The sequence below is a fragment of the Xenorhabdus griffiniae genome, from assembly GCF_037265215.1.
Lineage (GTDB): Bacteria > Pseudomonadota > Gammaproteobacteria > Enterobacterales > Enterobacteriaceae > Xenorhabdus > Xenorhabdus griffiniae.
Genome location: NZ_CP147737.1, coordinates 1,728,243 through 1,752,696, shown reverse-complemented (window position 1 = coordinate 1,752,696; position 24,454 = coordinate 1,728,243). Strand labels below are relative to the sequence as shown.

The following is a 24,454-nucleotide window of genomic DNA, read 5'->3' as shown; positions in this document are numbered from 1 at the left end:
CTTTGTTTTAAATGAACATATTTTAGGCAACTTATTATTCATATAAAAATCCAACTCGTGCATTTAATTAATGTACGGGTTTAGTAGTTTTTAAATTTTACTTTACCGCGTTATTTCGGAGATACTTATGGACACATCTCAAGCAGGTTCGATAGCATCCTCTGCTTCCAGCAAAAGCAATCACACTACCTGGCGTAAATCAGACACAGTATGGATGCTGGGATTATATGGCACAGCGATCGGTGCCGGTGTTTTATTTCTTCCCATCAATGCAGGTATTGGTGGTTTAATTCCACTCATTATCATGGCAATTCTTGCTCTTCCCATGACATTTTTTGCGCATCGTGGAATGTGCCGTTTTGTTTTATCTGGTAAAAGCAGTGGTGATGATATCACCGGCGTGGTAGAAGAACATTTTGGTAAAGTTGCAGGCTTTCTGATCACTGTCCTCTATTTTTTTGCTATTTATCCTATTCTGCTCGTGTACAGTGTTGCACTAACCAATACGGTAGAGAGCTTTCTTGTGCATCAGCTACAGATAGATGCTCCGCCACGTGCATTGCTGGCACTAGTATTGCTCCTGGGAGTGATGAGCATCATCCGTTTCGGCGAAAAAGCCATCGTTAAGGCCATGAGTGTCTTAGTATTCCCATTCGTCACCGTTTTGATGCTGTTAGCCTTGTACTTAATTCCTCACTGGAACACTGCCATTTTTGATAACCTGTTGCAAGACAGTACCCTGTCTGCGACAAGCAATAATGGTCTGCTGTTTACCCTGTGGCTGGCAATCCCTGTTATGGTTTTCTCTTTTAACCATTCCCCAATCATCTCAGCATTCGCAGTGGCAAAACGTGAAGAATATGGTGAGCACGCAGAGAAAAAATGTTCCCGCATTCTGGCCTATGCCCACATCATGATGGTACTGACAGTCATGTTCTTTGTTTTCAGTTGCGTACTGAGCTTGTCACCAGAAAATCTGGCAGAAGCAAAAGCACAGAACATTACTATTCTGTCCTACCTGGCTAACCACTTCCGTGTACCAACTATTGAGTATATTGCGCCATTTATCGCTTTTATTGCTATAACCAAGTCTTTCCTCGGCCACTATCTGGGCGCTCGTGAAGGCTTTAACGGTATTGTGAACAAAGCAATGATGAACACGCGTGGTAAGACTGTTCAGCATAAAACGCTGAATCGAATCACTAGCCTCTTTATGCTCGTGAGTGCCTGGCTCGTCGCGACACTTAATCCAAGTATCCTGAACATTATTGAATCGCTGGGTGGGCCAGTTATTGCGATGATCCTGTTTATCATGCCAATGTACGCAATCAAAAAAGTTCCAGCTATGCGCAAATATGCAGGTAAACCAAGCAATATTTTTGTTATTGTGACCGGTTCAATTGCTATCTCAGCGGCGATTTACTCCGTCATGTAATCAAAATCCATGCGCTGATTTTTTCAACAGCAGCACCTAAAAAAATGCCAGTCATCAAAAGATCGACTGGCATTTTTTCATTTAGATATTAATCGGTACAGGTTAACCAAAGATTGAGTTAAACCAGCCACTAACTGTTTTTACAACGAGATCCCACATACGTCCGAAGAAGCCACTTTCTGCCACGGCTTCTTTAACGACCAGAGGGCGCTGGTCAATAATTTTATCATTCAGCAGGAAATTCACCGTACCCACTACTTGGTTCTGTGCTAATGGCGCCTCAAGAGAAGCATTATCCAGAGTAAAGCTCGCTTTCAAATTCCCTATTTGTCCACGAGGAACTACCACGGAAGCATCTTTTTCCACGCCCAATGCGACTTCTGGACGAGTTCCATACCAGACTTTCTCCGTCACCAAGGTATCACTGGCCTTCAACGGTGTTGCCGATTCATAAAAACGAAATCCCCATGACAAAAGTTTTTCACTGTCAGAAAAACGTACGCGATCACTAGGCGCACCCAATACCACCGAAATCAAACGCATTGGTCCTTCAGTTGCCGACGCAACAAGATTATAGCCAGCGCCACTGGTGTGTCCGGTTTTGATACCATCCACATTCATGTTTTTATTCCACAACAGACGATTGCGATTAGGCTGGCGGATATTGTTAAAAGTGAACACTTTTTCTTTATTCAGGGCGTATTCTTCCGGCACATCACGGATCATGGCCTGACTTAAAAGTGCCATATCATAGGCTGTACTATACTGCCCTGCTGCATCCAGGCCATGCACTGTTTTGAAATGGGTGTTCGTCAACTTTAGTGTTTCTGAGTATTTATTCATCAAATCAACGAAAGCATCCTGACTGCCTGCAACATAATCTGCAAGTGCAATACCGGCGTCATTGCCGGATTGGATAACAACACCGCGGTTCAGATCAATCACCTTAACCCTGTCACCCGGTTTCAGAAACATAAGCGATGAACCCTTAAGTATTGGATTCCCTGTCGCCCAGGCATCTTTACCAACCGTTACCTGATCTTCTGTGGTAATTTTTCCTGACTTGATCGCCTGCCCGACAACATAACTGGTCATTATCTTCGTCAAGCTGGCAGGATCTAACCGCTCATCCGCGTTATTTGAGGCCAGAATTTTTCCACTGGCATAATCTATCAACACATAGGCTTTTGCATCAATTTCGGGCGCTGCGGGTTGTTCCATTGCATATACACTGATATTCGCCAACCAAAAAACACCCAAGCCAAAAGTAAAAAATTTAATTATCGATATCTGCTGTCTTTTTTTCATCATCGCTCGCCCTTTTTCTCTGCTAAAACTCTATTAATATAGGATGTTATAAATGAAGACTCCAACCCAATAACGTAAAGATTTTTCTGTTATTCAATCAATTTTATTGTCATATTATCAAGTATTAAAAGTGTACTGTTCTCAAGGAGAAAATAATGTTGACAATTTGGGGCCGTAAAAATTCATCAAACGTGAAAAAAGTGCTTTGGTGTCTGGAAGAGCTAAATGTGCCATATCAACAAATGGATGTTGGTGGCAAATTTGGCAAACTCAACGATCCTGAATACCTGCGTATGAATCCCAATGCAGTTATTCCTTGTTTGCAAGAAGGCGATTTTATCTTATGGGAATCCAACGCGATTGTTCGCTATATTGCGGCGAAATTCGGCAAAGACACGCTTTACCCCGCCGATCTTCAAGAAAGAGCCAGTGTTGAAAAATGGATGGATTGGGTTGGTTGCAACTTCTTCCCTCCGACTAAACAATTTATGATCAACTTTGTCAGAACACCGGCAGATCAACGTGACCCTAAAATCATCAGCCAATTGTTAGCAGAGATTGAAAAATGGCTAAGAATTGTCGATGACACTCTAAGCACTCAGCAATACCTTTCCGGCAACAAATTTAGTATGGCTGATATTGCCCTGGCACCACTGGCTTATTTATGGCTAAACGTAGAAATAGAGCGTCCATCCCTGCCAAACTTAGAGCGCTGGTATCAATTGCTGACCGAAAGACCCGCTTTCAGAAAAATTGTTATGATAGAAATAAGCTGAGGTTTTACCTGGTATTTCATTAACTCATTGGCATTCTGCCGGGATCTGGAAACTGATACTCAAATCCCAGTTCCCGACAGATACGGCTACCATCAACGATTTTCTCTGCCTTACTTTCGATTTCTGCGTTTTCTGACTGTAAAAATTCTGGCGGCGTCAGATCGAGCTGGCGACTGGCTGACTGATAAAACTCGGCTCTTTTTGGGTGTATTGGTGCACACAAATTAAAAAGATGCCCGCCTTTTGGTTGTTGAATAAGAAGCTTAATGGCAGAAATAGCATCGTCTTGATGTACCAAATTGACCGCACTTTCTCCTCCACTGAGTGCCTTCCTTCCAGCGAGAAAACGCCCTGCATGACGCCCATTTCCCACCAGTCCGGCAAGACGCAAGATATCGACCGATGTATTAGGTAATTGATGCAGCCAGTTTTCCAATTCAACCAGTGCCTTGGCTGACTCAGTTTCAGGGGACACAGCCTCATCTTCATTGAGATAACCCACAGATGAACCATAAACTGAAGTAGAACTGGTGAAAATAATCCGTGGAACCGAATACGAAAGTGCAGTATCAACAACCAGTTGTACTGCTTTTACATATTCCTTCCCACCACCAGCAACACCACTAACAGGCAATGTCAAAACCAGCACATCAACAGACATCAGCTGATCAAGATCATCTGCACCGCACACAAGCTGAGGCTCCAAATTTAGTTGGTAACAATCTATTCCACACATACACGCCGCTTCAACACCATCTGGTGTTGTTTTGCTACCAACTACCTGCATTCCCTCGCTTTGTAGTGCTTGTGCCAATGGCATTCCTAACCACCCTAATCCAATAATGGAAACTTTTCTCACCCTACCCTCCCAAAAGCAATGCCATTTTGATTTTTAGGCTATTACATAACCACGGCTAACATTACTCATATATTCGTTTAATAGCAACAAAACACATTTTTATTTAAAAACAATGAGTTATTAAGAAACAAACATCTCCTTTAAAATAAAGTTTGCTTTTTATACACAAGATCGTATAGGTTAAACAACAAGCAACCAATCCTTAGTCACAAACATAACGTTACGTACCGCCATTATTCAGTACAGCATATTTTTGTATAAAACTTTTTTTGTAAGAAAAATAGAGAATTCGCATATATGAACCGTATTCAGTTTAACCATCATCATCACCATCATCCTGACTAGTCTTTCAGGCTGCTGTGTGCTGGAAGACATTTGACCCGTCTTCCGGTGGTGCGAATACGATAAAAACCCTCGGAAGATTTTCCGGGGGTTTTTTGTTTCCGCTTTTTAGGAATTAATGACTAACTGAATCTTGAGATAGGACAAAACATGCTAGATAAAACACGCTTACGTATCGCCATTCAAAAATCAGGCCGTCTGAGTGATGACTCCAGAGCATTGCTGGCGAGTTGCGGCATCAAAATTAACTTACAGCAACAGCGCCTGATCGCATTCGCTGAAAATATGCCTATCGACATTCTGCGTGTCCGTGATGATGATATTCCGGGCCTCGTGATGGATGGAGTTGTCGATCTGGGCATTATTGGGGCAAACGTGCTTGAAGAAGAGCTACTGACTCGCCAGGCACAAGGAGAAGATCCTCGCTATCTGATATTACGCCGCCTCGATTTTGGCGATTGCCGGCTTTCCCTGGCAATGCCTTTCGATTGCGATTATACCAACGTGGAATGCCTGCAAAATGCCCGGATCGCAACCTCTTACCCACACTTATTGAAACGTTATTTAGACCAAAAAGGCATTTTCTTTAAACCTTGTCTTCTCAATGGTTCAGTCGAAGTTGCCCCCCGAGCAGGGCTTGCAGACGCTATCTGTGATTTAGTTTCCACAGGTGCCACGTTGGAAGCCAATGGCTTACGGGAAGTTGAGGTTATTTATCGGTCAAAAGCCTGTTTGATCCAACGTGACGGAGAGATATCAGAAGCCAAACAGCAGCTTATTGACAAACTGATGCTCCGTATCCAAGGCGTCATTCAGGCACGAGAATCCAAATACATCATGCTACATGCTCCCAACGATAAGTTGGAAGAGATTATCTCCCTGCTGCCAGGTGCAGAACGCCCCACGATCTTGCCGCTGGCAGGCGCCCAAAATCGCGTGGCCATGCATATGGTCAGTAGTGAAACCCTGTTTTGGGAAACAATGGAGAAACTCAAAGCATTAGGTGCCAGTTCTATTCTGGTGCTGCCAATTGAAAAAATGATGGAGTAACTTTGATGAACACTAATTTTAAAACCATCATTCGCTGGCAAGCATGTACGCCAGAACAACAAAAAATATTGCTGACCCGTCCGGCTATTGCCGCATCCGACGATATTGCCGATACAGTGAAACAGATTTTGGCAACCGTGAAAACACGAGGCGACCAGGCATTACAAGAGCTTAGCCAACGTTTCGACAAAACCATTGTTGAAACCATCCGAATTTCTGCCAACGAAGTGGATGCAGCCGCCGCTCGTCTGTCCCCAGAAATTAAGCAAGCTATGCAACAGGCTATGAACAATATCCGGCAATTCCACGAAGCACAAAAACCGGCAGAAATTGACGTCGAAACATTGCCCGGAGTTCGCTGCCAACAAGTTACACGCCCAATAGATTCGGTTGGACTCTATATTCCTGGCGGATCTGCTCCCCTGCCCTCAACCGTATTAATGTTAGGTACGCCCGCCAACATTGCAGGTTGCCGTAAAGTTATCTTGTGTTCTCCTCCCCCTATTGCCGATGAAATACTCTATGCTGCGCAACTCTGTGGGATCAGCGAAATATTTCAAATCGGTGGTGCTCAGGCGATTGCCGCAATGGCATTCGGAACAGGATCCGTTGCCAAAGTAGACAAAATTTTTGGTCCCGGAAATGCATGGGTAACAGAGGCCAAACGTCAGGTCAGCCAACAGCTTGACGGCGCGGCAATCGATATGCCCGCAGGCCCATCCGAAGTATTGGTTATCGCTGACAGCGGAGCCAATCCCGTATTTACCGCAGCAGATCTACTTTCACAGGCAGAACACGGCCCCGATTCCCAAGTGATATTGCTAACTCCCGATGAAAATTTAGCTAAAAAAGTTATCTATGAAATTGAAACCCAACTCATAGCCTTGCCACGCCAGCAGATCGCAATTCAAGCCTTGCAAGCCAGCCGGATAATTATTACGCAAGATCTCGACCAGTGCGTCGCAATCAGCAACCAATATGGTCCAGAACACTTGATCATCCAAACTCGTCAGCCTGAACAACTGGTTGAGCAGATTACCAACGCCGGTTCTATTTTTCTTGGCGACTGGTCGCCTGAATCCGCCGGAGATTACGCTTCCGGCACCAATCACGTTCTGCCTACCTACGGCTATACTTCAACCTATTCCAGTCTCGGTCTGGCTGATTTCCTGAAAAGAATGACCGTCCAACGGATCACGCCACAAGGATTAAAAAAACTCGCCCCCACTATCGAAACACTGGCACAGGCCGAACAGCTTATCGCGCACAAAAATGCCGTTACATTACGTATGGCAGTCTTGAAGAATGCAGACTGAGAACCACGGGGTTTGATAGCCATAAAAAATTAAGGAACAATCATGAGTACAGTTTTTGATATCAATTCATTGGCAAGAGAAAACGTTCGCAAATTAGTCCCTTATATGTCTGCCCGTCGTCTGGGTGGTCGTGGTGATATTTGGTTAAATGCGAATGAATATCCCATCGCCCCCGATTTCCAACTCACCGAAAATACACTCAATCGCTATCCTGAATGCCAACCAGCAACCGTCATTCAGCGTTATGCCGATTATGCTGGCCTGCAACCGGAGCAAGTTCTTGTCAGCCGTGGAGCCGATGAATCTATCGAACTGCTGATCCGCGTTTTCTGCGAGCCAGGACGCGATGCGGTCCTGTTTTGTCCACCAACCTATGGTATGTACAGTGTTAGCGCCGAAACTTTCGGTGTAGAACAGAAAAAAATTCCTGCCAGCGCTGACTGGCAACCAGATATTGCCGCTATCAAAAATAATCTGGATCGCGTCAAGCTAATCTATATCTGTAGCCCCAACAATCCAACAGGCAACCTGATTGATCCTGCGGCACTACGCCAGATCCTTGAATTAGCCCGTAACCGAGCCATCGTTGCTATTGATGAAGCCTATATCGAATTTTACCCACAATATACAACTACCCATGCTACCACCCGTTGGCTACATGACTATCCTCACTTAGTTATTTTGCGAACTCTCTCGAAAGCTTTTGCTTTGGCTGGATTACGTTGTGGATTTACGCTGGCCTCTGCCGATATCATCGCACTGATGCTAAAAGTGATTGCCCCTTATCCACTGGCGACGCCTGTTGCTGATATCGCGGCACAAGCACTCACTAAAGCAGGCATTGCAACAATGAGAAATCGTGTGGCAGAGATCATCAACAATCGGGCTTATCTCCAGCAAGCCCTCAGTAAACTGGCGTTGGTTGAAAACGTATTTCCAAGTGAAACCAACTATATTTTGGCGAAATTTACCGATGCAGGGCTTGTATTTAAAACGCTATGGGAACAAGGGATCATCTTGCGTGACCAGCGTAAACAGCCAGGATTAACAAATTGCCTGCGTATTACCGTCGGCAACCGGAATGAATGTGAACAACTGGTTCGTGCCATTAGTGCACTTTCCAACCAACCTCAACAAATCAAGGAAACTGAAAATCCATGAGCCAGAAAATGCTTTTTATTGACCGCGATGGAACATTGATCACCGAGCCACCCAGTGATTATCAAGTTGATCGCCTTGATAAATTGGCTTTTGAAGCTGGTGTGATCCCTGCCTTACTCGCCCTGCAAAAAGCCAATTATAAGTTAGTGATGATCACTAATCAGGATGGGTTAGGTACAGCTAGTTTTCCACAAACGGATTTTGAGCCACCTCATGCCTTGATGATGCAGGTTTTCACTTCACAAGGTATTCATTTTGAAGAGGTGTTGATCTGCCCACACAAACCAGAAGATCACTGTCACTGTCGTAAACCCAAACTTGGGTTGGTACAAAAATATCTGGCAGACAATGCCATTGATACTGACAACAGTTACGTCATCGGTGATCGGGAAACCGATCTACAATTAGCCCAAAATATGGGGATCAAAGGCATTCGCTACCAACCCGAATCACTAGGATGGCCGCTCATTTGTCAACAACTGACCCGTAAAGATCGCCATGCCCATGTTGAAAGAAAAACCAAAGAGACCGCTATCAATATTGAAATTTGGTTGGATCGTGAAGGAGAAAGTCGTATCAATACGGGCGTCGGTTTTTTCGACCATATGCTGGATCAAATCGCAACTCATGGCGGCTTCCGCATGAATATCCAAGTCAAGGGTGATCTCTATATTGACGATCATCATACTGTTGAAGATACCGGCCTCGCACTGGGAGAAGCTTTAAAGCAAGCACTGGGGGATAAACGCGGTATTGCCAGATTTGGTTTTATGCTACCAATGGATGAATGCCTTGCTCGCTGTGCTCTGGATATTTCCGGTCGCCCACATCTTGAATATAAAGCTGAATTTAAACACCAACGGGTTGGTGATTTGAGTACAGAAATGATCGAGCATTTTTTCCGTTCTCTCTCTTACACAATGGGATGCACCTTACACTTGAAAACTAAAGGCAAGAATGATCACCATCGGGCGGAAAGCCTGTTTAAAGTGTTTGGCCGAACGTTACGTCAAGCTATTCGCGTAGAGGGCGATATCTTGCCGAGTTCCAAAGGTGTTTTATAGGAAAGGCGTAAAGGAAACTATGATGAACGTTGTTATTCTAGATACAGGCTGCGCTAACCTCGCTTCCGTTGCCTATGCCATCCGCCGGTTAGGTTATGAGCCGACGGTGAGTTTAGATGCGGATATTGTTCAGGCAGCCGATAAACTATTTCTACCGGGAGTGGGTACGGCGACTGCCGCAATGAAACAACTTGAACAACGACAATTAATTCCCTTGATTAATTCGCTTACCCAACCCGTATTAGGTATCTGTCTTGGCATGCAATTGCTGGCCCGAATCAGCGAAGAAGGTGATAACATCCCTCTCTTGCAGCTCATTGACGCCCGCGTCAAAAAAATGGTGACCACAGATTTGCCATTGCCACATATGGGCTGGAATCAGGTGAAAGCGCAGACAGATAATCCACTGTTTCGCTCTATCGCAAATAATTCCCGTTTCTATTTTGTTCACAGTTATGCCCTGCCTGTCGGTGAATATACGATTGCTCAAACTGAATATGGCAATACATTTAGTAGCGCCATTGCAAAAGATAATTTCTTTGGGGTGCAATTCCACCCTGAACGTTCAGGGGCAGCTGGCGTACAACTACTAAAAAACTTTTTGGAGATGTAACCGCATGATTATACCTGCATTAGATTTAATCGATGGCAATGTGGTGCGTTTGCATCAAGGAGATTATGACCAACGTCGAGATTATGGCAGTTCTCCACTCTCACGCTTACAGCAATATGAACAGGAAGGCGCTAAGTTACTGCATTTAGTCGATCTAACCGGTGCCAAAGATCCTGCCAAACGCCAAATTGCACTCTTAAAAGAGCTACTGGCTGGCGTTACTGTTCCCGTTCAAGTTGGCGGGGGTATTCGTTCAGAGGAAGATATAACAACCCTGCTTGAAGCAGGTGCAAGTCGGGTTGTTATTGGTTCCACGGCAATTACACAACCTGAATTAGTCAAACAATGGTTGCGAAACTACGGGGCAGAAGCCATTGTGCTGGCACTGGATGTTCGCATCAATGCAGATGGGGTAAAACAAATCGCTATTAGTGGCTGGCAAGAAAACAGCAACGCTACCCTTGAGTATGTCATTGAGCAGTATCTCCCTGTCGGACTAAAACATGTTTTATGTACCGACATTTCCCGTGATGGCACATTAAATGGCTCTAATATTGTGCTTTATCAGGAAATCAGTCACAAATATCCACAAATCCAATTTCAGGCTTCCGGCGGCATTGGCAGTCTCACTGATATCTCTTCCCTACCTGCTTCTGGTGTGGCAGGTGTCATTGTCGGGCGCGCACTACTGGAAGGAAAATTTACCCTGACGGAGGCTATCCAATGTTGGCAAAACGCATAATTCCATGCCTGGATGTCCGTGATGGACAAGTCGTCAAAGGCGTACAATTCCGTAACCATGAAATTATTGGTGATATTGTTCCGCTCGCTCAACGCTATGCTCAGGAGGGCGCTGATGAGTTGGTGTTTTACGATATTACCGCCTCTTCCGACGGTCGCGTGGTAGATAAAAACTGGGTGGCAAAAATCGCTGAAGTTATCGATATCCCTTTCTGCGTAGCGGGTGGCATTAAATCCGTCGAAGAGGCGGGACAAATTTTAGCATTCGGTGCAGATAAAATTTCCATTAACTCCCCAGCCTTGGTTGATCCAAGTTTAATTAGCCGCTTGGCTGATCGCTATGGTGTGCAATGTGTTGTCGTGGGTATTGATACATGGTTTGATGAAAATACCAACAATTACCAAGTCTACCAATTTACCGGGGATGAAAAGCGTACAACCGCAACCCGCTGGCAAACATTGGATTGGATCAAAGAAGTGCAACAACGCGGCGCTGGTGAAATCGTCCTGAATATGATGAATCAAGATGGTGTCCGCAATGGTTATGATCTTACCCAACTAAAATTAGTGCGTGATGTCTGTTCTGTACCACTGATTGCTTCTGGAGGGGCTGGAGCACCAGAACACTTCCGCGATGCTTTTCAGCTTGCAAATGTTGATGGCGCTTTGGCTGCCTCCGTTTTCCACAAACAAATCATTAATATCAACGAACTCAAACAATATCTTGCTACACAGGGCATCGAGGTTAGGACATGTTGACAAAACGACAATTAACAACCCAGGAAATAGAGAAACTGGATTGGAAAAAAGTGGATAATCTGATGCCCGTCATTGTTCAACACGCCATCTCTGGAACCGTGTTAATGCTGGGATACATGGATCAGGAAGCGCTAAATGTCACGCTCAACTCTGGCAAAGTGACCTTTTTTTCCCGTACTAAACAGCGATTATGGACAAAAGGCGAAAGCTCCGGCCATTTTCTGAATTTGGTCGGTATCTATCCCGACTGTGACAACGATACTTTGTTAGCCTTAGTAGAGCCTATTGGTCCTACCTGTCATACAGGCAGTGAAAGCTGTTTTGCGCCTGCACAAACCGAATGGGGTTTTCTCTATGAATTGGAACAATTATTGGCAAGCCGAAAACATGCCTCGCCAGACAGTTCTTATACTGCTCGCTTATATGCCAGTGGCACAAAACGCATCGCCCAGAAGGTTGGCGAAGAAGGCGTCGAAACCGCGTTAGCCGCCACAGTCAATGATCGGGAAGAGCTGACCAACGAAGCCGCAGATTTGCTCTATCATCTGCTGGTTTTACTCCAGGATCAAAAGCTCGACCTCAGTAGTATCATTCGTCAATTGCAGCAACGGCACTCAGCCAAAAAGTAATTTTCAATACTGGAATTGAGATCTTGAAAAGTAGCAGCCACTTCACCACGCTATATGTACATGTACGAAGTGACTGCTAGTTGTCCGATCATACCAATCCAACTTTAAGATGCGTGTCCCGCGCTGCGGGAAAAGAAATATAAGGTCTCGCTTTAGCAACCACAACTGCTTAATGCATATATGGGATCAACTGAGGCGGCAAATTTACTTAGCGTAGTTTTACCGTTAAAAACGCCATAGTGTGTACGACCTCCACCTACCACACTAAACAAGCTGTGGTATCGGCTTTTGCAAATAATATCTGCTGTATTTCGACATATTGGCACCACTTTCCCTGTTTCAAATACCTGTTCTTGATCAAACATAAAATGAGTGGGAGCACCAGGGAGATTACCTTTGTATATGGCAGCTTGACCATAATCTTCACAACTATCTTCTAGCTCAATCTTGAATAACCTGAGAGTCATTGAATACAGCCTTGCATTCCCCAGCTTTTCTTCAATGGATTTGTTACAAATAGTTTTTAAATGACTTGCAACAATTCGTATATCCCGAAAACCTGCATCACGCGCTATTCGTACAAAATCGCCGTAATACAATACATCACCAATACATTCTCCAATCAGCAAGGGATCATTTTTCAATTCTTGGGAAAGTCTACGATCAGAAAAAATATCAGCAAAATAAATTTCTCCACCAGGTTTGAGCAATTGAGCCATTCCCTGAAGCACATCAGATTTTGCAGTCGCCAGGTTAATGACACAATTGGAGACTATGACATCGACACTATTCGGCGGTAAATTGAGTAGATCCAAGGACTCAATATTACCGTGTATAAGATGTACATTACTTTTGTTGTAACCATAGGCTTCTCGGTGATATTCGACGTAACTCTTGGCAAATTCAATTTGTTCAAGAGTCGTATCCACACCAATGACATTTCCTTCTGGCCCTACCAACTTAGATAAAATGAAGCAATCTCTCCCACCACCACAACCTAAATCCAACACAGTTGCTCCCGTCAACAAAGGAGGAAAAGGAGTACCGCAGCCATAAAAACGCTGCTGCACATCTGGATGGACTATCTTTAGTATGGCTTTGATCTCATCAGAAGGTGGTTTATCTACAGTACAAACATTAGTTACCAGATCTTCTTTGCTCGAAAGCGTTGTACCATAATAGTTTTGTACATTTTCAACTCGCTGAGATAATTGTTGTTCTTTAGTTTTCATCATTCTATTCCTATAACCTCTAATAAAACCCAATCTTAGTCCTGACATATACGCATGAAACTTCAAGTTGCAATTTACGACACGATATGAAACCTGATTTTTCCCCGCTTCGCGGAGAGAAATCACACGCACCTTGAAGTTAGATTGGTATAACTCTAATAATGATCGACCTGATACGTTTATTGGATGAACATTCAGAAAAATAGTAACGCCGCGTAACCTGCAATCATTGCCATCGCAAGGATAACTGCGACAAAGGCAGCCAAAAGCTTAAATGTGAATAGGGAACGTAATAAAATCAGCTCAGTCAGGCTGGCGCCAGCACCACCGATAATTAATGCCAGAATCGCGCCAGCACTGACACCTTTTGTCATCAAAGCGGCTGAAAGCGGTATCAAAGCTTCGGCGCGAAGATACAGTGGTATTCCAATTACAGCAGCAACTGGGATAGCAAACGGATTATCCGAGCCAGCATGTTTTTCAAGCAGACTAGTCGGAACATAGCCATAGATCACACTGCCTATTGCTATACCAATGAATAAATAAGGTAGTACGTTCTTAAAATCTGCCCAAGCATCCTGCCACAAACCGCTATATTTACTTTTTGGGCGAACCACTTTAGTGGTTTGGCTATCGCAACAACCTGTAGATTGCGAGGTCATTTGGGTAGCAGAACAACAAGGAGCTTTCATTGATTCACAACTGTTTGATATTGTTGGTTTAACGTCGCAACTACTCCCAGAAACTCCACAACCAGATGTCTCTTCGTAGCGTACATAACGTTCAAATCCCAATACTTGTAGCAACCATCCGGCCCCCAATGAGATCAGAAAGGCAGATAGTACGTAAATAGCGGTTAGCGTCAGACCAAAAGTAGCAACAAGCAATACAACGATGATGGGATTCAATAGCGGGGAAGAAAATAAGAATACCATCATTGGACCAAAACCAGCTTTGGCACGGATCAGTCCCTTCAACATAGGAATAGTCGAACAACTACAAAAAGGAGTGATAGCGCCGAGGACAGCAGCGAGAAAATATCCCCTTTTCCGGTTAGCACTCAGTAACGCTTCTACCTTAGATGGAGGTATATGCCGCTGGAGAATACCAACCAACAAACTAATACCAATAAACAAGGCTGATAACTCTATGGCAAGGAAGACAAACATGTTTAGGGTTTCTTGTAATTGCGAAGACATACCTGCTCCTTATATATCTATATTTCTAGTATTATAGAAATAATACGGATGATAGATTGCCATTACAATTCCTGTCAAGTATATTTCTAGAAACATAGAAATTTGGGTTCAGAGACACGTATGAAACACGAAGAAGTCGCAGCAAGTCTGGCGGAACTGGGGAATTATCACCGATTAGCTATATTCCGGTTTTTAGTTAAGGCAGGTCATAAAGGAGCCTCGGTAGGGGACATTCAGAAAGCTCTAGGTATTCCCCCTTCAACGCTGTCACATCATCTCAACCGTATGGTGAATGTCGGGCTAATCCATCAGGAGAAACACAGCCGTACTATCGTATGTATACCTGATTATCAGCATTTGGGTAACCTGATCAACTTCTTACAAGAAGAATGTTGCGTTGGGATTTAACTCGAACATTTCATTAAGAGATTTCAACCCGCTGGCAAATCCCCTGGAAAATAATGGGACTTGTCAGTGGATCGTGATGTGACCAGAACATGCAGTGAATCACATTGCTGCCTTAAAGATAGCAACAATTTCTTCATGTGATGCTTGAATCGGGTTAGTGAATCCACAGGCATCTTTCAACGCATTGGTCGCTAATGTTGGCAAATCTTCCTCTTTTACGTTCAACTCAGTCAAACCAGACGGAATATTCACATCTTTTGCCAATTCACTGATTGCATGAATACAAGCTTCAGCACCTTGCGTATCGTTTAAAGCACTAACTTCAACCCCCATAGCCACCGCAATCTCTTTCAGACGTGCAGCAGAAACTTTTGCATTGAATCTCTGTACATGTGGCAATAAAACCGCATTACAGACACCGTGAGGCAAATCATAAAACCCACCTAACTGATGTGCCATGGCGTGGACATATCCCAAAGAAGCATTATTGAACGCCATGCCAGCCAAAAACTGGGCATAAGCCATGTTTTCACGCGCTTCCATGTCATTGCCATCTTCAACAGCGCGACGTAAATAATTGCTAATCATTGTCACCGCTTTCAATGCACAAGCATCAGTAATAGGATTTGCCGCCGTAGAAACATAAGCCTCAATAGCATGAGTCAACGCATCCATCCCCGTTGCGGCAGTCAATCCTTTTGGCATCCCTGCCATCAATGCAGAATCATTGACTGACAAAATAGGCGTTACATTTTTATCTACAATTGCCATTTTGATATGACGTTCAACATCTGTAATGATACAGAAGCGTGTCATTTCAGAAGCTGTCCCTGCGGTAGTATTGATGGCAATCAAAGGTAACTGTGGTTTAGCTGAACGATCGACGCCTTCATAATCACGAATATCCCCGCCATTCGCTGCCACCAATGCAATACCTTTTGCACAGTCATGCGGTGAACCACCCCCCAAAGAGATCACACAATCACAGTTATGCTGGCGCAGAATTGCCAAACCTTCTCCAACATTAATCGTAGTTGGGTTTGGATTGGTTCCATCATAAATTGCACTTTTTATTCCAACATCTGCCAGTAAAGCCTGAACTGTTCCAACAACACCAATCTCGTTTAACACGCGGTCAGTGACAATCAAAGCCTGCCTGTAGCCATAAGTTTTTATTAATTCGACGGCTTCGTCCATGCATCCCATACCGATTTTATTCACTGGCGGGATAAAGAAAGTTGATGCTGCCATTTGAAACTCCTTAAGTTTTACTGAAGTATTCCAAACATGAATGTAAAAAAATGGAATTACAATGTGACACTTATCTATTTTCGTCATTTTGATCAAAATCAATAAGTGCCGAAGCAAGCATGAAAAAATAGGTATCATTTACTTTAAGCTTATGTAGGAGAATATTTTAGTGACAAACGACATCTTTGCACGCCTCACTACCCTATTAGACACTAACAATGCCCGCTATCGCGTTATGGAACACGCGACTGGCGGCCGTTCAGAAGAAGTGGCAAAAATACGAGGAACCCAGCTAGGGCAAGGCGCTAAGGCCCTGGTTTGCCATGTAAAAGGAAAGGATTACCGACAGTATGTCCTTGCTGTCTTGCCTGCTGACCAACAAGCCGATCTTGCTACTCTTGCCAAACAAGTTGGCGGGAGCCGGGCATCTCTGGCAAGCCCAAAAGAAGTTTCTGAATTGACTCGTTGTGTTTTTGGTGCCATCCCTCCATTTAGTTTTCACTCAGATCTGAAATTAGTTGCCGATCCGTTTTTATTCGAACGTTATGAGGAATTGGCATTTAATGCAGGTAGTCTGGAACGTTCGATTATTTTGAATACAAGCGATTATCTTCGCATCGCTACACCGGAGTTAGTTGCTTTTCGGAAAATACTCAATAAATAAAAGACAATTTAAAGTTTGCTATAATTTAACCAGGTAAAATGGGTGATTATTATATGAATAATATTTTTGTTCTGGTAATACTCAGCCTGACTATCTTCTGCCTCACCATATATCTTTATCTTCACGATGCGGAGATAGCACACTGGTTAGAGAGATTTGCCCAACGATTGCTTGCGTGGCAACCTCTAGATTGATGCTTTAATTTTATTTCACATCATTTCTTATATACGCATTAAACTTCAAGTTGCAATTTACAACACGATATGAAACCTGATTTCTCCCCGCATCGCGGGGAGAAATTACATGCATCTTGAAGTTGGATTGGTATATACGCATTAAACTTCAAATGGCCATTTTCAACACGCTATGAAACTTGATGTCTCCCCCGCTTCGCGGGGAGAAATTACATACATCTTGAAGTTGGATTGGTATATACGCATTAAACTTCAAATGGCCATTTTCAACACGATATGAAACTTGATGTCTCCCCCGCTTCGCGGGGAGACATCACACGCATCTTCAAGTTAGATTGGTATAAAGATATTTAATGATTAGTCCAACCATTCAGTGTGGAAAACACCTTCTTTATCAGTACGCTTGTAAGTGTGCGCACCAAAGTAATCGCGCTGTGCCTGAATCAGGTTAGCCGGCAATACAGCCGAACGATAGCTATCGTAATAAGAGATTGCCGCCGAGAATGTTGGCGTTGGGATACCATTCTGCACACCGTAAGAAACAACATCACGCAGAGCTTGCTGATATTCATCTGCGATTTGTTTGAAATAAGGTGCTAAAAGCAGGTTCGCAATAGCTGGGTTTTCATTGTATGCATCGGTGATTTTTTGCAGGAATTGCGCACGAATAATACAACCCGCACGGAAGATCTTGGCAATTTCGCCATAGTTCAGATCCCAGTTGTACTCATCCGATGCCGCTTTCAACTGCTGAAAACCTTGCGCGTAAGACACAATCTTACCCAAATACAAGGCACGGCGGACTTTCTCGATAAATTCAGCCTTATCTCCGTTGAACAGCTGAACGTCCGGGCCTGACAGAACCTTAGAGGCAGCTACGCGCTGATCTTTCAGAGAAGAGATATAGCGTGCAAAGACAGATTCCGTAATAAGTGTTACTGGAACACCCAGATCCAGCGAGCTTTGGCTGGTCCATTTACCGGTACCTTTGTTAGCGGCTTCATCCAGGATCACGTCAACCAGGTATTTTCCCTCTTCATCTTGCTTACGGAAAATATCAGCAGTAATTTCGATCAAATAGCTGCTTAATTCACCCTGGTTCCAGTCACTGAATACTTCAGCCAACGCCTGATTGTTTAGGTTCAATGCGCTTTTCAACAGAGAATAAGCTTCTGCAATCAGCTGCATATCACCATATTCAATGCCATTGTGAACCATCTTCACATAATGACCTGCACCATCTGCCCCGATATAAGTCACACAAGGTTCGCCATCAACCTGAGCTGCGATCTCTTTCAAAATTGGGGCTACCAACTCATAAGCTTCTTTCTGACCACCTGGCATAATTGAAGGACCTTTCAACGCTCCCTCTTCGCCACCAGAAACCCCCGTCCCGATAAAATTAATGCCCTGTGCAGACAACTCATGATTACGGCGAATAGTATCCTGAAAATAGGTGTTGCCACCATCGATCAGAATGTCACCCTTATCCAAATGTGGCATCAGCGATGCAATGGTTTTATCCGTAGCTTCACCAGCCTTAACCATCAACAGAATACGACGTGGCTTTTCCAGCGAATCGACAAACTCTTCAATGGAATAACTTGGAACTAATTTTTTCCCTGGATTTTCAGCAATAACTTCATCTGTTTTATCGCTGGAGCGGTTAAAAATAGATACAGAGTAACCACGGCTTTCAATATTCAACGCCAGGTTGCGCCCCATTACCGCCATACCGACAACACCGATCTGTTGTTTGGACATGAATAACTCCCGTCTAATAATGACTGCCGCCCGCCCAAGATGCTATACGTGATACCGAGTGTGTACATACCGTATGCAACAAAACAGAGCGGGCAATTTGTTAATGAAGTCACATGTTAACTCAGGAATGGTCATCGGTGATAGTTATTGATGCAACCGATATCGTCGTGACGTTTTTTTGCTGAAAAAATTTCCAACTGAGATAAATCATCTATTGATATTTCGCATTTCAATCCTCATTATTGAATAGTCGGCAAATGCCGTCCCACTAAAAGGTAAAACAAATTATATGGAATGGATCGCTGATCCGACGATATGGGCAGGTCTGGCCACACTTATCGTTTTAGAAATTGTTCTCGGAATAGACAACTTAATATTCATTGCCATTCTGGCAGATAAACTACCTGAAAAAGAGAGAGATAAAGCTCGCCTGACAGGGCTTTCCTGTGCCCTTGTCATGAGGATATTGCTGCTATTTAGCCTATCCTGGCTCATTTCCCTGACTAATCCATTGGTTACTTTATGGGAGCACCGTTTCAGTGCCCGTGATTTAATTATGTTGATAGGAGGGATCTTCTTGCTGTTCAAAGCGACCATGGAATTGAATGAACGGTTGGAAGGAAAAATGTTACATACTCATCAACAACGCAAAGGAGCCAGCTTCTGGGCGGTTGTTGTGCAAATTATCGTCTTAGATGCGGTATTCTCTCTGGATTCTGTTATCACCGCCGTAGGAATGGTCAACCATATTGGTATCATGATTGCTGCTGTCACCATTGCCATGATCCTGATGATATGGGCCAGCAAGCCGCTGACAAAATTTGTCAATGCGCATCCCACAATCGTGATCCTGTGTCTGAGCTTCTTGCTCATGATCGGCTTTAGCCTGGTTGCAGAAGGCTTTGGTTATCACATTCCGAAAGGCTATCTCTATGCGGCCATCGGCTTCTCCATCATGATTGAAGCACTAAACCAGTTCGCTCAGTTCAATCGCCGCAAATTCTTGAGCGCTTCTCGCTCCCTGCGCGAAAGAACCGCAGAAGCGGTTCTTCACATTTTAAATGGCAAACGTGAAAACGCTGCGCTGGATAACCATACTTCTGACCTGATTGCCGATCATGAAGATAGCAAAGAAATCTTTGAGCCTCAGGAACGCCAAATGATTGCCCGCGTTCTTAGCATGGCACAACGTACCGTCAGCAGCATCATGACGTCACGCCATGATGTGGTTTATCTTGATGTCCATTCCCCTACGGAAAAATTGACTAAGTTATTGGAACAAAAGCCACATACACGCATTGTAGTCACAGATGAACAAAGTGGTGACGAACCGCTTGGCGTTGTACATGTGATTGATATCCTTAATCAACAACTGATGCATAACACTTTCGATTTAAGGAAGTTAGTCCAGCAGCCGTTGATTTTCCCGGAATCGCTTTCCTTACTACAGGCGTTGGAACAATTCCGTAAGGCGCAAACGCATTTTGCCTTTGTTGTCGATGAATTTGGCTCTGTCGAAGGGGTGGTTACAGTCACTGATGTGATGGAAACCATTACAGGTAATCTTCCTGTCGGTAGCGGAGAGATCGATGCCCGCCATGATATTCAGGTCATGGAAGAGGGATATTGGATCGCCAATGGATTTATGCCACTGGAAGATTTAGTGCTTTATGTGCCGCTACCATTGGATGAAAAACGGGAATACCAGACACTAGCAGGCTTGTTGATGGAACATCTGCAACACATTCCACAACAAGGCGAACAATTGAAAATTAGTGACTATCTGTTTGAAGCGCTGGAAATCACCAGCCACCGCATCAATAAAGTGAAAATTACCCCGCTGACTGTGGAAGAAACGGCAGAAATATAACCTACGATATCACCCACTGAGAAAAAACCGGCATAAGTCCGGTTTTTTTTATTCCTATAAGTTTTATCAGTTTAATTTAATTTTTAAAGTATTTGTTCATGATTACCCTAAGTACAATAAACCCGTCCAATGGTCGTTAGCGGAGATGTCGCACCGCCTTCATCGGGTTCAAGAGCCTTACGCAGTGTCTCTTGTGGCTGAGTTAGCAATACTTCTATTTATTGTTGATAAAGTGAGGGTTTATATGAGTACAAAATATTTTGCATTATTAACACAGGCTGGCACAGAAAAACTGGAAAGAGCCGCCTCATCAGGTGTCAAACTTGAAATTACCCATATGGCTGTAGGTGACGGTGGTGGCAGTTCACCCACACCCAATGTCAACCAATCAGGATTGATTAATGAAAAACACCGCGCTGAACTTGATGCCTTAATCGTCAACCCCCAAACACCTGGCCAAGTTATTGCCGAACAAATACTTCCTGAAGGTGAAGGTAATTGGTGGGTTCGTGAAATTGGCCTATTTGATAAAGACGGTACATTGATTGCGGTAGGAAATTGTGCCGAACTCTACAAACCAGAATCCCAGGAACAAGCTATCCGTATGGCGCTGACGGTTAGCAACAATGGCCTGACAGGGTGGATAAAAGAACTGCTTTCCGGTTTTGCCTCTCGCAATTATGTGAGAGAAAAAATTAAAGAACACGCTGAAAGCCGTAATCACCCAAGCGCCACTTTAGGAAAAAAAGGATTTGTTGCGTTAAGTAATGAAGTCGGCAGTGACAGCGAAGTTCATGCTGCAACGCCCAAGGCAGTCAAAACAGCATATGAATTAGCCAATCAAGCCAATGAATCGGTTAATTTGGTACTCTCGACAAATAAATATGTACCATCAACACGTAAAGTTAACGGTAAAGAACTGTCCAAAGATATTGAACTGACAACAACAGATATCGGCGCTTATGACAAAATTCAAACCGACACTCTTGTTGATGAAGCCAAGCAATCAGCCAAGAAAGCTGCTGAGCTGGCAAACACTAAGGTTCCATTATCCCGTAAAATAAACGGAAAAGAGTTGTTAACCGATGTCGAAATTACCGCACATGATGTGAATGCCTACACCAGACAGGAAGTCAATGGGCTTATCGCAAACGTTGAGAAATCGGCTAACACAGCTAATGAGAATGCCAACGACGCCCTGAAACAGTTGGACAAAAAAGTCCCAACAGATCGCAAGATCAACAACAAAGAGTTAATAACAGATATACAGTTAACCGCAAATGATGTTGACACTTACGATAAAAAAGAAATTGATGATCGAATCAACACAGTTCAGAAAATAGCTGACACGGCTAATAACACCGCCAATACCGCGACTCAAGAACTTGGCAAAAAAGTCCCTGAATCCCGCAAGATCAATGGCAAAGAGTTAACAACAGATATTGAATTAAGTGCGGCGGATGTCGGTACTTATAATAAAGTAGAAATCGACGATCGTATTAGTAATGTTGAAAAGCTAACGGAAACGGCCAATAACAACGCCAATACCGCTATTCAAGAACTTGGCAAAAAAGTCCCGGAATCCCGCAAAATCAATGGCAAAGAGCTATTATCTGACATTGAATTACGCGCAGTTGATGTTGGTGCCTATGGTAAAGAAGAAACTGATGCCATCATCAAAGATGTCAAAGTACAGATCGACAATGTTAATAACTTAGCTGAAAACGCTAATAATAATGCCAATACCGCGACTCAGGAGGCTAAGAGTAAGGTCCCGTTAACCCGTAAGGTTAATGGTAAGGAGCTGTCAGCAGATATTCACCTGACTGCCGCAGATGTTGATACTTACAACAAAGCAGAGATTGATGATCGCATCGGCAAGGTTGATAAACTGGCAGAAACGGCCAATCAACGTGCAAGTGAAGCTCTTAATGAGGTTGCTCACAGCGTCCCATCAACTCGCAAAGTTAATGGCAAAGCGCTGACCACTGACATTGAGCTAAGTGCAGCGGATGTCGGCACTTACAATAAGGTGGAAATCGACGATCGTATTGGAAAGGTAGATAAGCTGGCGGAATCTGCTAATAACAACGCAAATACCGCAATTCAAGATGCCAAGAATAGAGTCCCATCAACCCGTAAGGTCAATGGCAAGGAGCTGTTAACGGATATTGAACTGACAGCATCCGATGTCCATGCCTACAACAAGAAGGAAACGGATGACCTTATTAGTGGTGTCAAAACACAAATTGATAATGTCCAACAATTAGCTAACACCGCCAATGATAATGCCTATAACGCCATCCAAGAGCTTGACCAAAAAGTTCCCAAATCCCGCAGAATCAATGGCAAAGAGCTATCAGCAGATATTCAACTGATTGCGGCGGATGTTGATGCCTATAACAAAGGCGAAACTGACGCTCAGATCAAGGATGTTAAGGCCCTGGCAGATATTGCCAATCAGAACGCAAATGAAGCTCTTAAAAAGGTTGATAACAGAGTCCCATCCATTCGCAAGGTTAATGGTAAAGAGCTGTTAACGGATATTGAGCTGACTGCGGCTGATGTCGGTACTTATAACAAAGTAGAAATCGATGATCGTGTCGGCAAGGTCGATAAGCTGGCGGAATCTGCCTATAACAAAGCTGAGACAGCCAGTAAAGATGCCAATAGCAAAGTACCATCAACTCGTAAGGTAAACGGCAAAGAGCTGTTAACGGATATTGAGCTGAATGCCGCTGACGTTGGTACTTACAATAAAGCGGAACTCGATGAGAGTATCGACAAAATTGACAAACGGGCTGATGCCGCCAATCAGACAGCGAATTCGGCTGTTCAACTTGCTGACAGCAAAGTGCCATCAACCCGTAAGGTCAATGGCAAAGAACTGTCAACAGACATTGAACTCACCGCAGCCAATGTAGATGCCTATAACAAGGCAGAGATCAACATCCTTATCGATGAAGTCAAGGAGACAGCCAATAATGCCTATAACACTGCGGAGCACAAAGTCCCATTGACTCGCACTGTGAATGGCAAGGCTCTGTTATCCGATATTGATCTGACGGCCTCTGATGTGAATGCCTATACTAAAGTAGAGGTAGAAAATCGCCTTGAAGATATCAAGAGTCTGGCAAATAAAGCTAATAACAATGCAGATAGCCGAGTGCCACTTACACGCACTGTCAATGGCAAGGCACTATTATCCGATATTAAACTGACCGCTTCTGATGTAGGCGCTTATAGCAAAGTCGAGGTTGATACTCATATCAACAAAATTGAGGTATTAGCGAGTGATGCCAATACCAATGCGGTGGCAGCCAAAGCTGACGCTGATAGCCGACTGGCGAAAAGCAAAAACGGGGCGGATATTCCTGATAAACAAGCCTTTGTAAGAAATTTAGGCTTGGGTAATCTGATTGGATTAGGTATTGAGTCACGTCGAATCACGGACGAGCACACCATCATCAAGCTGGGTGAAATACTTATGATAAATGGGGTGGCTGTAGGCAGTGAACCCATTGGGGATTCTCATGCAGCCGAGATCGGTGGAGTGACTTACTATACCCATTTCTATAAGATCCAACTGCCCACGACTTTGCCAAATGGCATCATCTCATGCCAGGCAAGTGTCGTCGGAGATAATTTTGATAATCAACGCCCCAGTTACCTGGCTGATGTCAAAACACAGCGAGGCAATGTAAACGGTGATGGTTTGTCGAAGGATACCTTCACAATATCCGTCACAACACCTCAATTAGGTTGGGTTCCAAACTTCTATTACCAGGTTGTAGGGTATTAATAAAAAAAACAGTAAGT

21 protein-coding genes and 1 other annotated feature are annotated in these 24,454 nt (G+C 43.9%); of the genes, 15 read left to right on the top strand and 6 right to left on the bottom strand.

Features of this window, described 5'->3' with window-relative positions; genetic code table 11:
• Positions 1-127: 127 nt before the first annotated feature.
• Positions 128-1,435, top strand: a complete 1,308-nt coding sequence (locus tag WDV75_RS07830; RefSeq protein ID WP_273558334.1) for an HAAAP family serine/threonine permease — start codon at positions 128-130, stop codon at positions 1,433-1,435.
• Positions 1,436-1,537: 102 nt separating this feature from the next.
• Here WDV75_RS07830 and WDV75_RS07825 read toward each other — a convergent pair whose 3' ends face one another.
• On the bottom strand, positions 1,538-2,746 hold the full coding sequence (locus WDV75_RS07825) for a serine hydrolase (protein WP_273558335.1): 1,209 nt from the start codon (positions 2,744-2,746) through the stop codon (positions 1,538-1,540).
• Between the two features lie 152 nt (positions 2,747-2,898).
• Here WDV75_RS07825 and WDV75_RS07820 point away from each other — a divergent pair, with 152 nt between their 5' ends.
• Positions 2,899-3,519, top strand: coding sequence for a glutathione S-transferase family protein (locus tag WDV75_RS07820; protein WP_273558336.1), 621 nt, complete (start codon positions 2,899-2,901; stop codon positions 3,517-3,519).
• A 19-nt stretch (positions 3,520-3,538) separates the two neighbouring features.
• On the opposite strand, the gene WDV75_RS07815 is transcribed toward WDV75_RS07820, so the two are convergent.
• Entirely contained in the window at positions 3,539-4,378 is an 840-nt protein-coding gene (locus WDV75_RS07815; RefSeq protein WP_273558337.1) for an SDR family oxidoreductase, read from the bottom strand.
• 297 nt (positions 4,379-4,675) lie between these two features.
• Here WDV75_RS07815 and hisL point away from each other — a divergent pair, with 297 nt between their 5' ends.
• The 9 genes from hisL (at position 4,676) to hisIE (ending at position 12,053) form a co-directional block, all read left to right on the top strand.
• Positions 4,676-4,723, top strand: coding sequence for a his operon leader peptide (hisL, locus tag WDV75_RS07810; RefSeq protein WP_113967449.1), 48 nt, complete (start codon positions 4,676-4,678; stop codon positions 4,721-4,723).
• Positions 4,699-4,820: a sequence feature (His leader region), on the top strand. Its footprint overlaps the gene before it by 25 nt.
• 50 nt (positions 4,821-4,870) lie before the next feature.
• Positions 4,871-5,770 carry an ATP phosphoribosyltransferase gene (gene hisG, locus WDV75_RS07805; protein WP_273558338.1) on the top strand — a complete coding sequence of 300 codons (900 nt, stop codon included), beginning with the start codon at positions 4,871-4,873 and terminating at the stop codon, positions 5,768-5,770.
• A gap of 2 nt (positions 5,771-5,772) precedes the next feature.
• Complete coding sequence (hisD, locus tag WDV75_RS07800; RefSeq protein ID WP_273558339.1) at positions 5,773-7,086, top strand: histidinol dehydrogenase; 1,314 nt, start codon at positions 5,773-5,775, stop codon at positions 7,084-7,086.
• A 42-nt stretch (positions 7,087-7,128) separates the two neighbouring features.
• Complete coding sequence (gene hisC, locus WDV75_RS07795; protein ID WP_273558340.1) at positions 7,129-8,247, top strand: histidinol-phosphate transaminase; 1,119 nt, start codon at positions 7,129-7,131, stop codon at positions 8,245-8,247.
• Positions 8,244-9,311, top strand: a complete 1,068-nt coding sequence (gene hisB, locus WDV75_RS07790; protein ID WP_273558341.1) for a bifunctional histidinol-phosphatase/imidazoleglycerol-phosphate dehydratase HisB — start codon at positions 8,244-8,246, stop codon at positions 9,309-9,311. Before hisC ends, hisB begins: the two co-directional genes overlap by 4 nt.
• A 22-nt stretch (positions 9,312-9,333) precedes the next feature.
• Positions 9,334-9,924 carry an imidazole glycerol phosphate synthase subunit HisH gene (gene hisH / locus WDV75_RS07785; protein WP_273558342.1) on the top strand — a complete coding sequence of 197 codons (591 nt, stop codon included), beginning with the start codon at positions 9,334-9,336 and terminating at the stop codon, positions 9,922-9,924.
• Positions 9,925-9,928: 4 nt separating this feature from the next.
• Entirely contained in the window at positions 9,929-10,666 is a 738-nt protein-coding gene (gene hisA, locus WDV75_RS07780) for a 1-(5-phosphoribosyl)-5-[(5-phosphoribosylamino)methylideneamino]imidazole-4-carboxamide isomerase (RefSeq protein WP_273558343.1), read from the top strand.
• On the top strand, positions 10,648-11,424 hold the full coding sequence (gene hisF / locus WDV75_RS07775) for an imidazole glycerol phosphate synthase subunit HisF (protein ID WP_273558344.1): 777 nt from the start codon (positions 10,648-10,650) through the stop codon (positions 11,422-11,424). The genes hisA and hisF overlap by 19 nt, the downstream gene beginning before the upstream one ends.
• Complete coding sequence (gene hisIE / locus WDV75_RS07770) at positions 11,418-12,053, top strand: bifunctional phosphoribosyl-AMP cyclohydrolase/phosphoribosyl-ATP diphosphatase HisIE (protein ID WP_273558345.1); 636 nt, start codon at positions 11,418-11,420, stop codon at positions 12,051-12,053. The genes hisF and hisIE overlap by 7 nt, the downstream gene beginning before the upstream one ends.
• Before the next feature lie 152 nt (positions 12,054-12,205).
• Here hisIE and WDV75_RS07765 read toward each other — a convergent pair whose 3' ends face one another.
• Together WDV75_RS07765 and WDV75_RS07760 are read right to left on the bottom strand one after the other, a co-directional pair.
• On the bottom strand, positions 12,206-13,285 hold the full coding sequence (locus WDV75_RS07765) for a methyltransferase domain-containing protein (RefSeq protein WP_273558346.1): 1,080 nt from the start codon (positions 13,283-13,285) through the stop codon (positions 12,206-12,208).
• A gap of 194 nt (positions 13,286-13,479) precedes the next feature.
• On the bottom strand, positions 13,480-14,484 hold the full coding sequence (locus tag WDV75_RS07760) for a permease (RefSeq protein ID WP_273558347.1): 1,005 nt from the start codon (positions 14,482-14,484) through the stop codon (positions 13,480-13,482).
• A gap of 120 nt (positions 14,485-14,604) precedes the next feature.
• Here WDV75_RS07760 and WDV75_RS07755 point away from each other — a divergent pair, with 120 nt between their 5' ends.
• The gene (locus WDV75_RS07755; RefSeq protein WP_273558348.1) at positions 14,605-14,892 is read left to right on the top strand and encodes an ArsR/SmtB family transcription factor; all 288 of its coding nucleotides are present in this window, start codon (positions 14,605-14,607) and stop codon (positions 14,890-14,892) included.
• 99 nt (positions 14,893-14,991) lie between these two features.
• Here the strand turns inward: WDV75_RS07755 and yiaY are convergent, their stop codons facing one another.
• Positions 14,992-16,143, bottom strand: a complete 1,152-nt coding sequence (gene yiaY / locus WDV75_RS07750) for an L-threonine dehydrogenase (protein ID WP_273558349.1) — start codon at positions 16,141-16,143, stop codon at positions 14,992-14,994.
• 169 nt (positions 16,144-16,312) lie between these two features.
• Between yiaY and WDV75_RS07745 the strand changes: the two genes are divergently transcribed.
• The gene (locus WDV75_RS07745; protein ID WP_273558350.1) at positions 16,313-16,807 is read left to right on the top strand and encodes a YbaK/prolyl-tRNA synthetase associated domain-containing protein; all 495 of its coding nucleotides are present in this window, start codon (positions 16,313-16,315) and stop codon (positions 16,805-16,807) included.
• Between the two features lie 551 nt (positions 16,808-17,358).
• Here the strand turns inward: WDV75_RS07745 and gndA are convergent.
• Positions 17,359-18,765: an NADP-dependent phosphogluconate dehydrogenase gene (gndA, locus tag WDV75_RS07740; RefSeq protein ID WP_273558351.1), complete on the bottom strand. Its 1,407-nt coding sequence runs from the start codon at positions 18,763-18,765 to the stop codon at positions 17,359-17,361.
• Between the two features lie 289 nt (positions 18,766-19,054).
• Here gndA and WDV75_RS07735 point away from each other — a divergent pair, with 289 nt between their 5' ends.
• Positions 19,055-20,635 (top strand): TerC family protein, encoded by a 1,581-nt coding sequence (locus tag WDV75_RS07735; protein WP_273558352.1) that lies wholly within the window; start codon positions 19,055-19,057, stop codon positions 20,633-20,635.
• Positions 20,636-20,879: 244 nt separating this feature from the next.
• Entirely contained in the window at positions 20,880-24,437 is a 3,558-nt protein-coding gene (locus WDV75_RS07730; RefSeq protein ID WP_273558353.1) for a phage tail protein, read from the top strand.
• The last annotated feature ends 17 nt before the right edge of the window (positions 24,438-24,454 follow it).

Bases quoted from the DNA above. Each gene is read 5' to 3' on its own strand.
- hisH (WP_273558342.1), top strand. From the start codon at position 9,334: ATGAACGTTGTTATTCTAGATACAGGCTGCGCTAACCTCGCTTCCGTT.
- WDV75_RS07760 (WP_273558347.1), bottom strand. From the start codon at position 14,484: ATGTCTTCGCAATTACAAGAAACCCTAAACATGTTTGTCTTCCTTGCC.
- hisC (WP_273558340.1), top strand. From the start codon at position 7,129: ATGAGTACAGTTTTTGATATCAATTCATTGGCAAGAGAAAACGTTCGC.
- WDV75_RS07730 (WP_273558353.1), top strand. From the start codon at position 20,880: ATGAGTACAAAATATTTTGCATTATTAACACAGGCTGGCACAGAAAAA.
- hisF (WP_273558344.1), top strand. From the start codon at position 10,648: ATGTTGGCAAAACGCATAATTCCATGCCTGGATGTCCGTGATGGACAA.
- WDV75_RS07755 (WP_273558348.1), top strand. From the start codon at position 14,605: ATGAAACACGAAGAAGTCGCAGCAAGTCTGGCGGAACTGGGGAATTAT.
- WDV75_RS07765 (WP_273558346.1), bottom strand. From the start codon at position 13,285: ATGAAAACTAAAGAACAACAATTATCTCAGCGAGTTGAAAATGTACAA.
- hisB (WP_273558341.1), top strand. From the start codon at position 8,244: ATGAGCCAGAAAATGCTTTTTATTGACCGCGATGGAACATTGATCACC.
- WDV75_RS07820 (WP_273558336.1), top strand. From the start codon at position 2,899: ATGTTGACAATTTGGGGCCGTAAAAATTCATCAAACGTGAAAAAAGTG.
- WDV75_RS07830 (WP_273558334.1), top strand. From the start codon at position 128: ATGGACACATCTCAAGCAGGTTCGATAGCATCCTCTGCTTCCAGCAAA.
- hisG (WP_273558338.1), top strand. From the start codon at position 4,871: ATGCTAGATAAAACACGCTTACGTATCGCCATTCAAAAATCAGGCCGT.
- WDV75_RS07735 (WP_273558352.1), top strand. From the start codon at position 19,055: ATGGAATGGATCGCTGATCCGACGATATGGGCAGGTCTGGCCACACTT.
- hisIE (WP_273558345.1), top strand. From the start codon at position 11,418: ATGTTGACAAAACGACAATTAACAACCCAGGAAATAGAGAAACTGGAT.
- WDV75_RS07825 (WP_273558335.1), bottom strand. From the start codon at position 2,746: ATGATGAAAAAAAGACAGCAGATATCGATAATTAAATTTTTTACTTTT.
- gndA (WP_273558351.1), bottom strand. From the start codon at position 18,765: ATGTCCAAACAACAGATCGGTGTTGTCGGTATGGCGGTAATGGGGCGC.
- yiaY (WP_273558349.1), bottom strand. From the start codon at position 16,143: ATGGCAGCATCAACTTTCTTTATCCCGCCAGTGAATAAAATCGGTATG.
- hisA (WP_273558343.1), top strand. From the start codon at position 9,929: ATGATTATACCTGCATTAGATTTAATCGATGGCAATGTGGTGCGTTTG.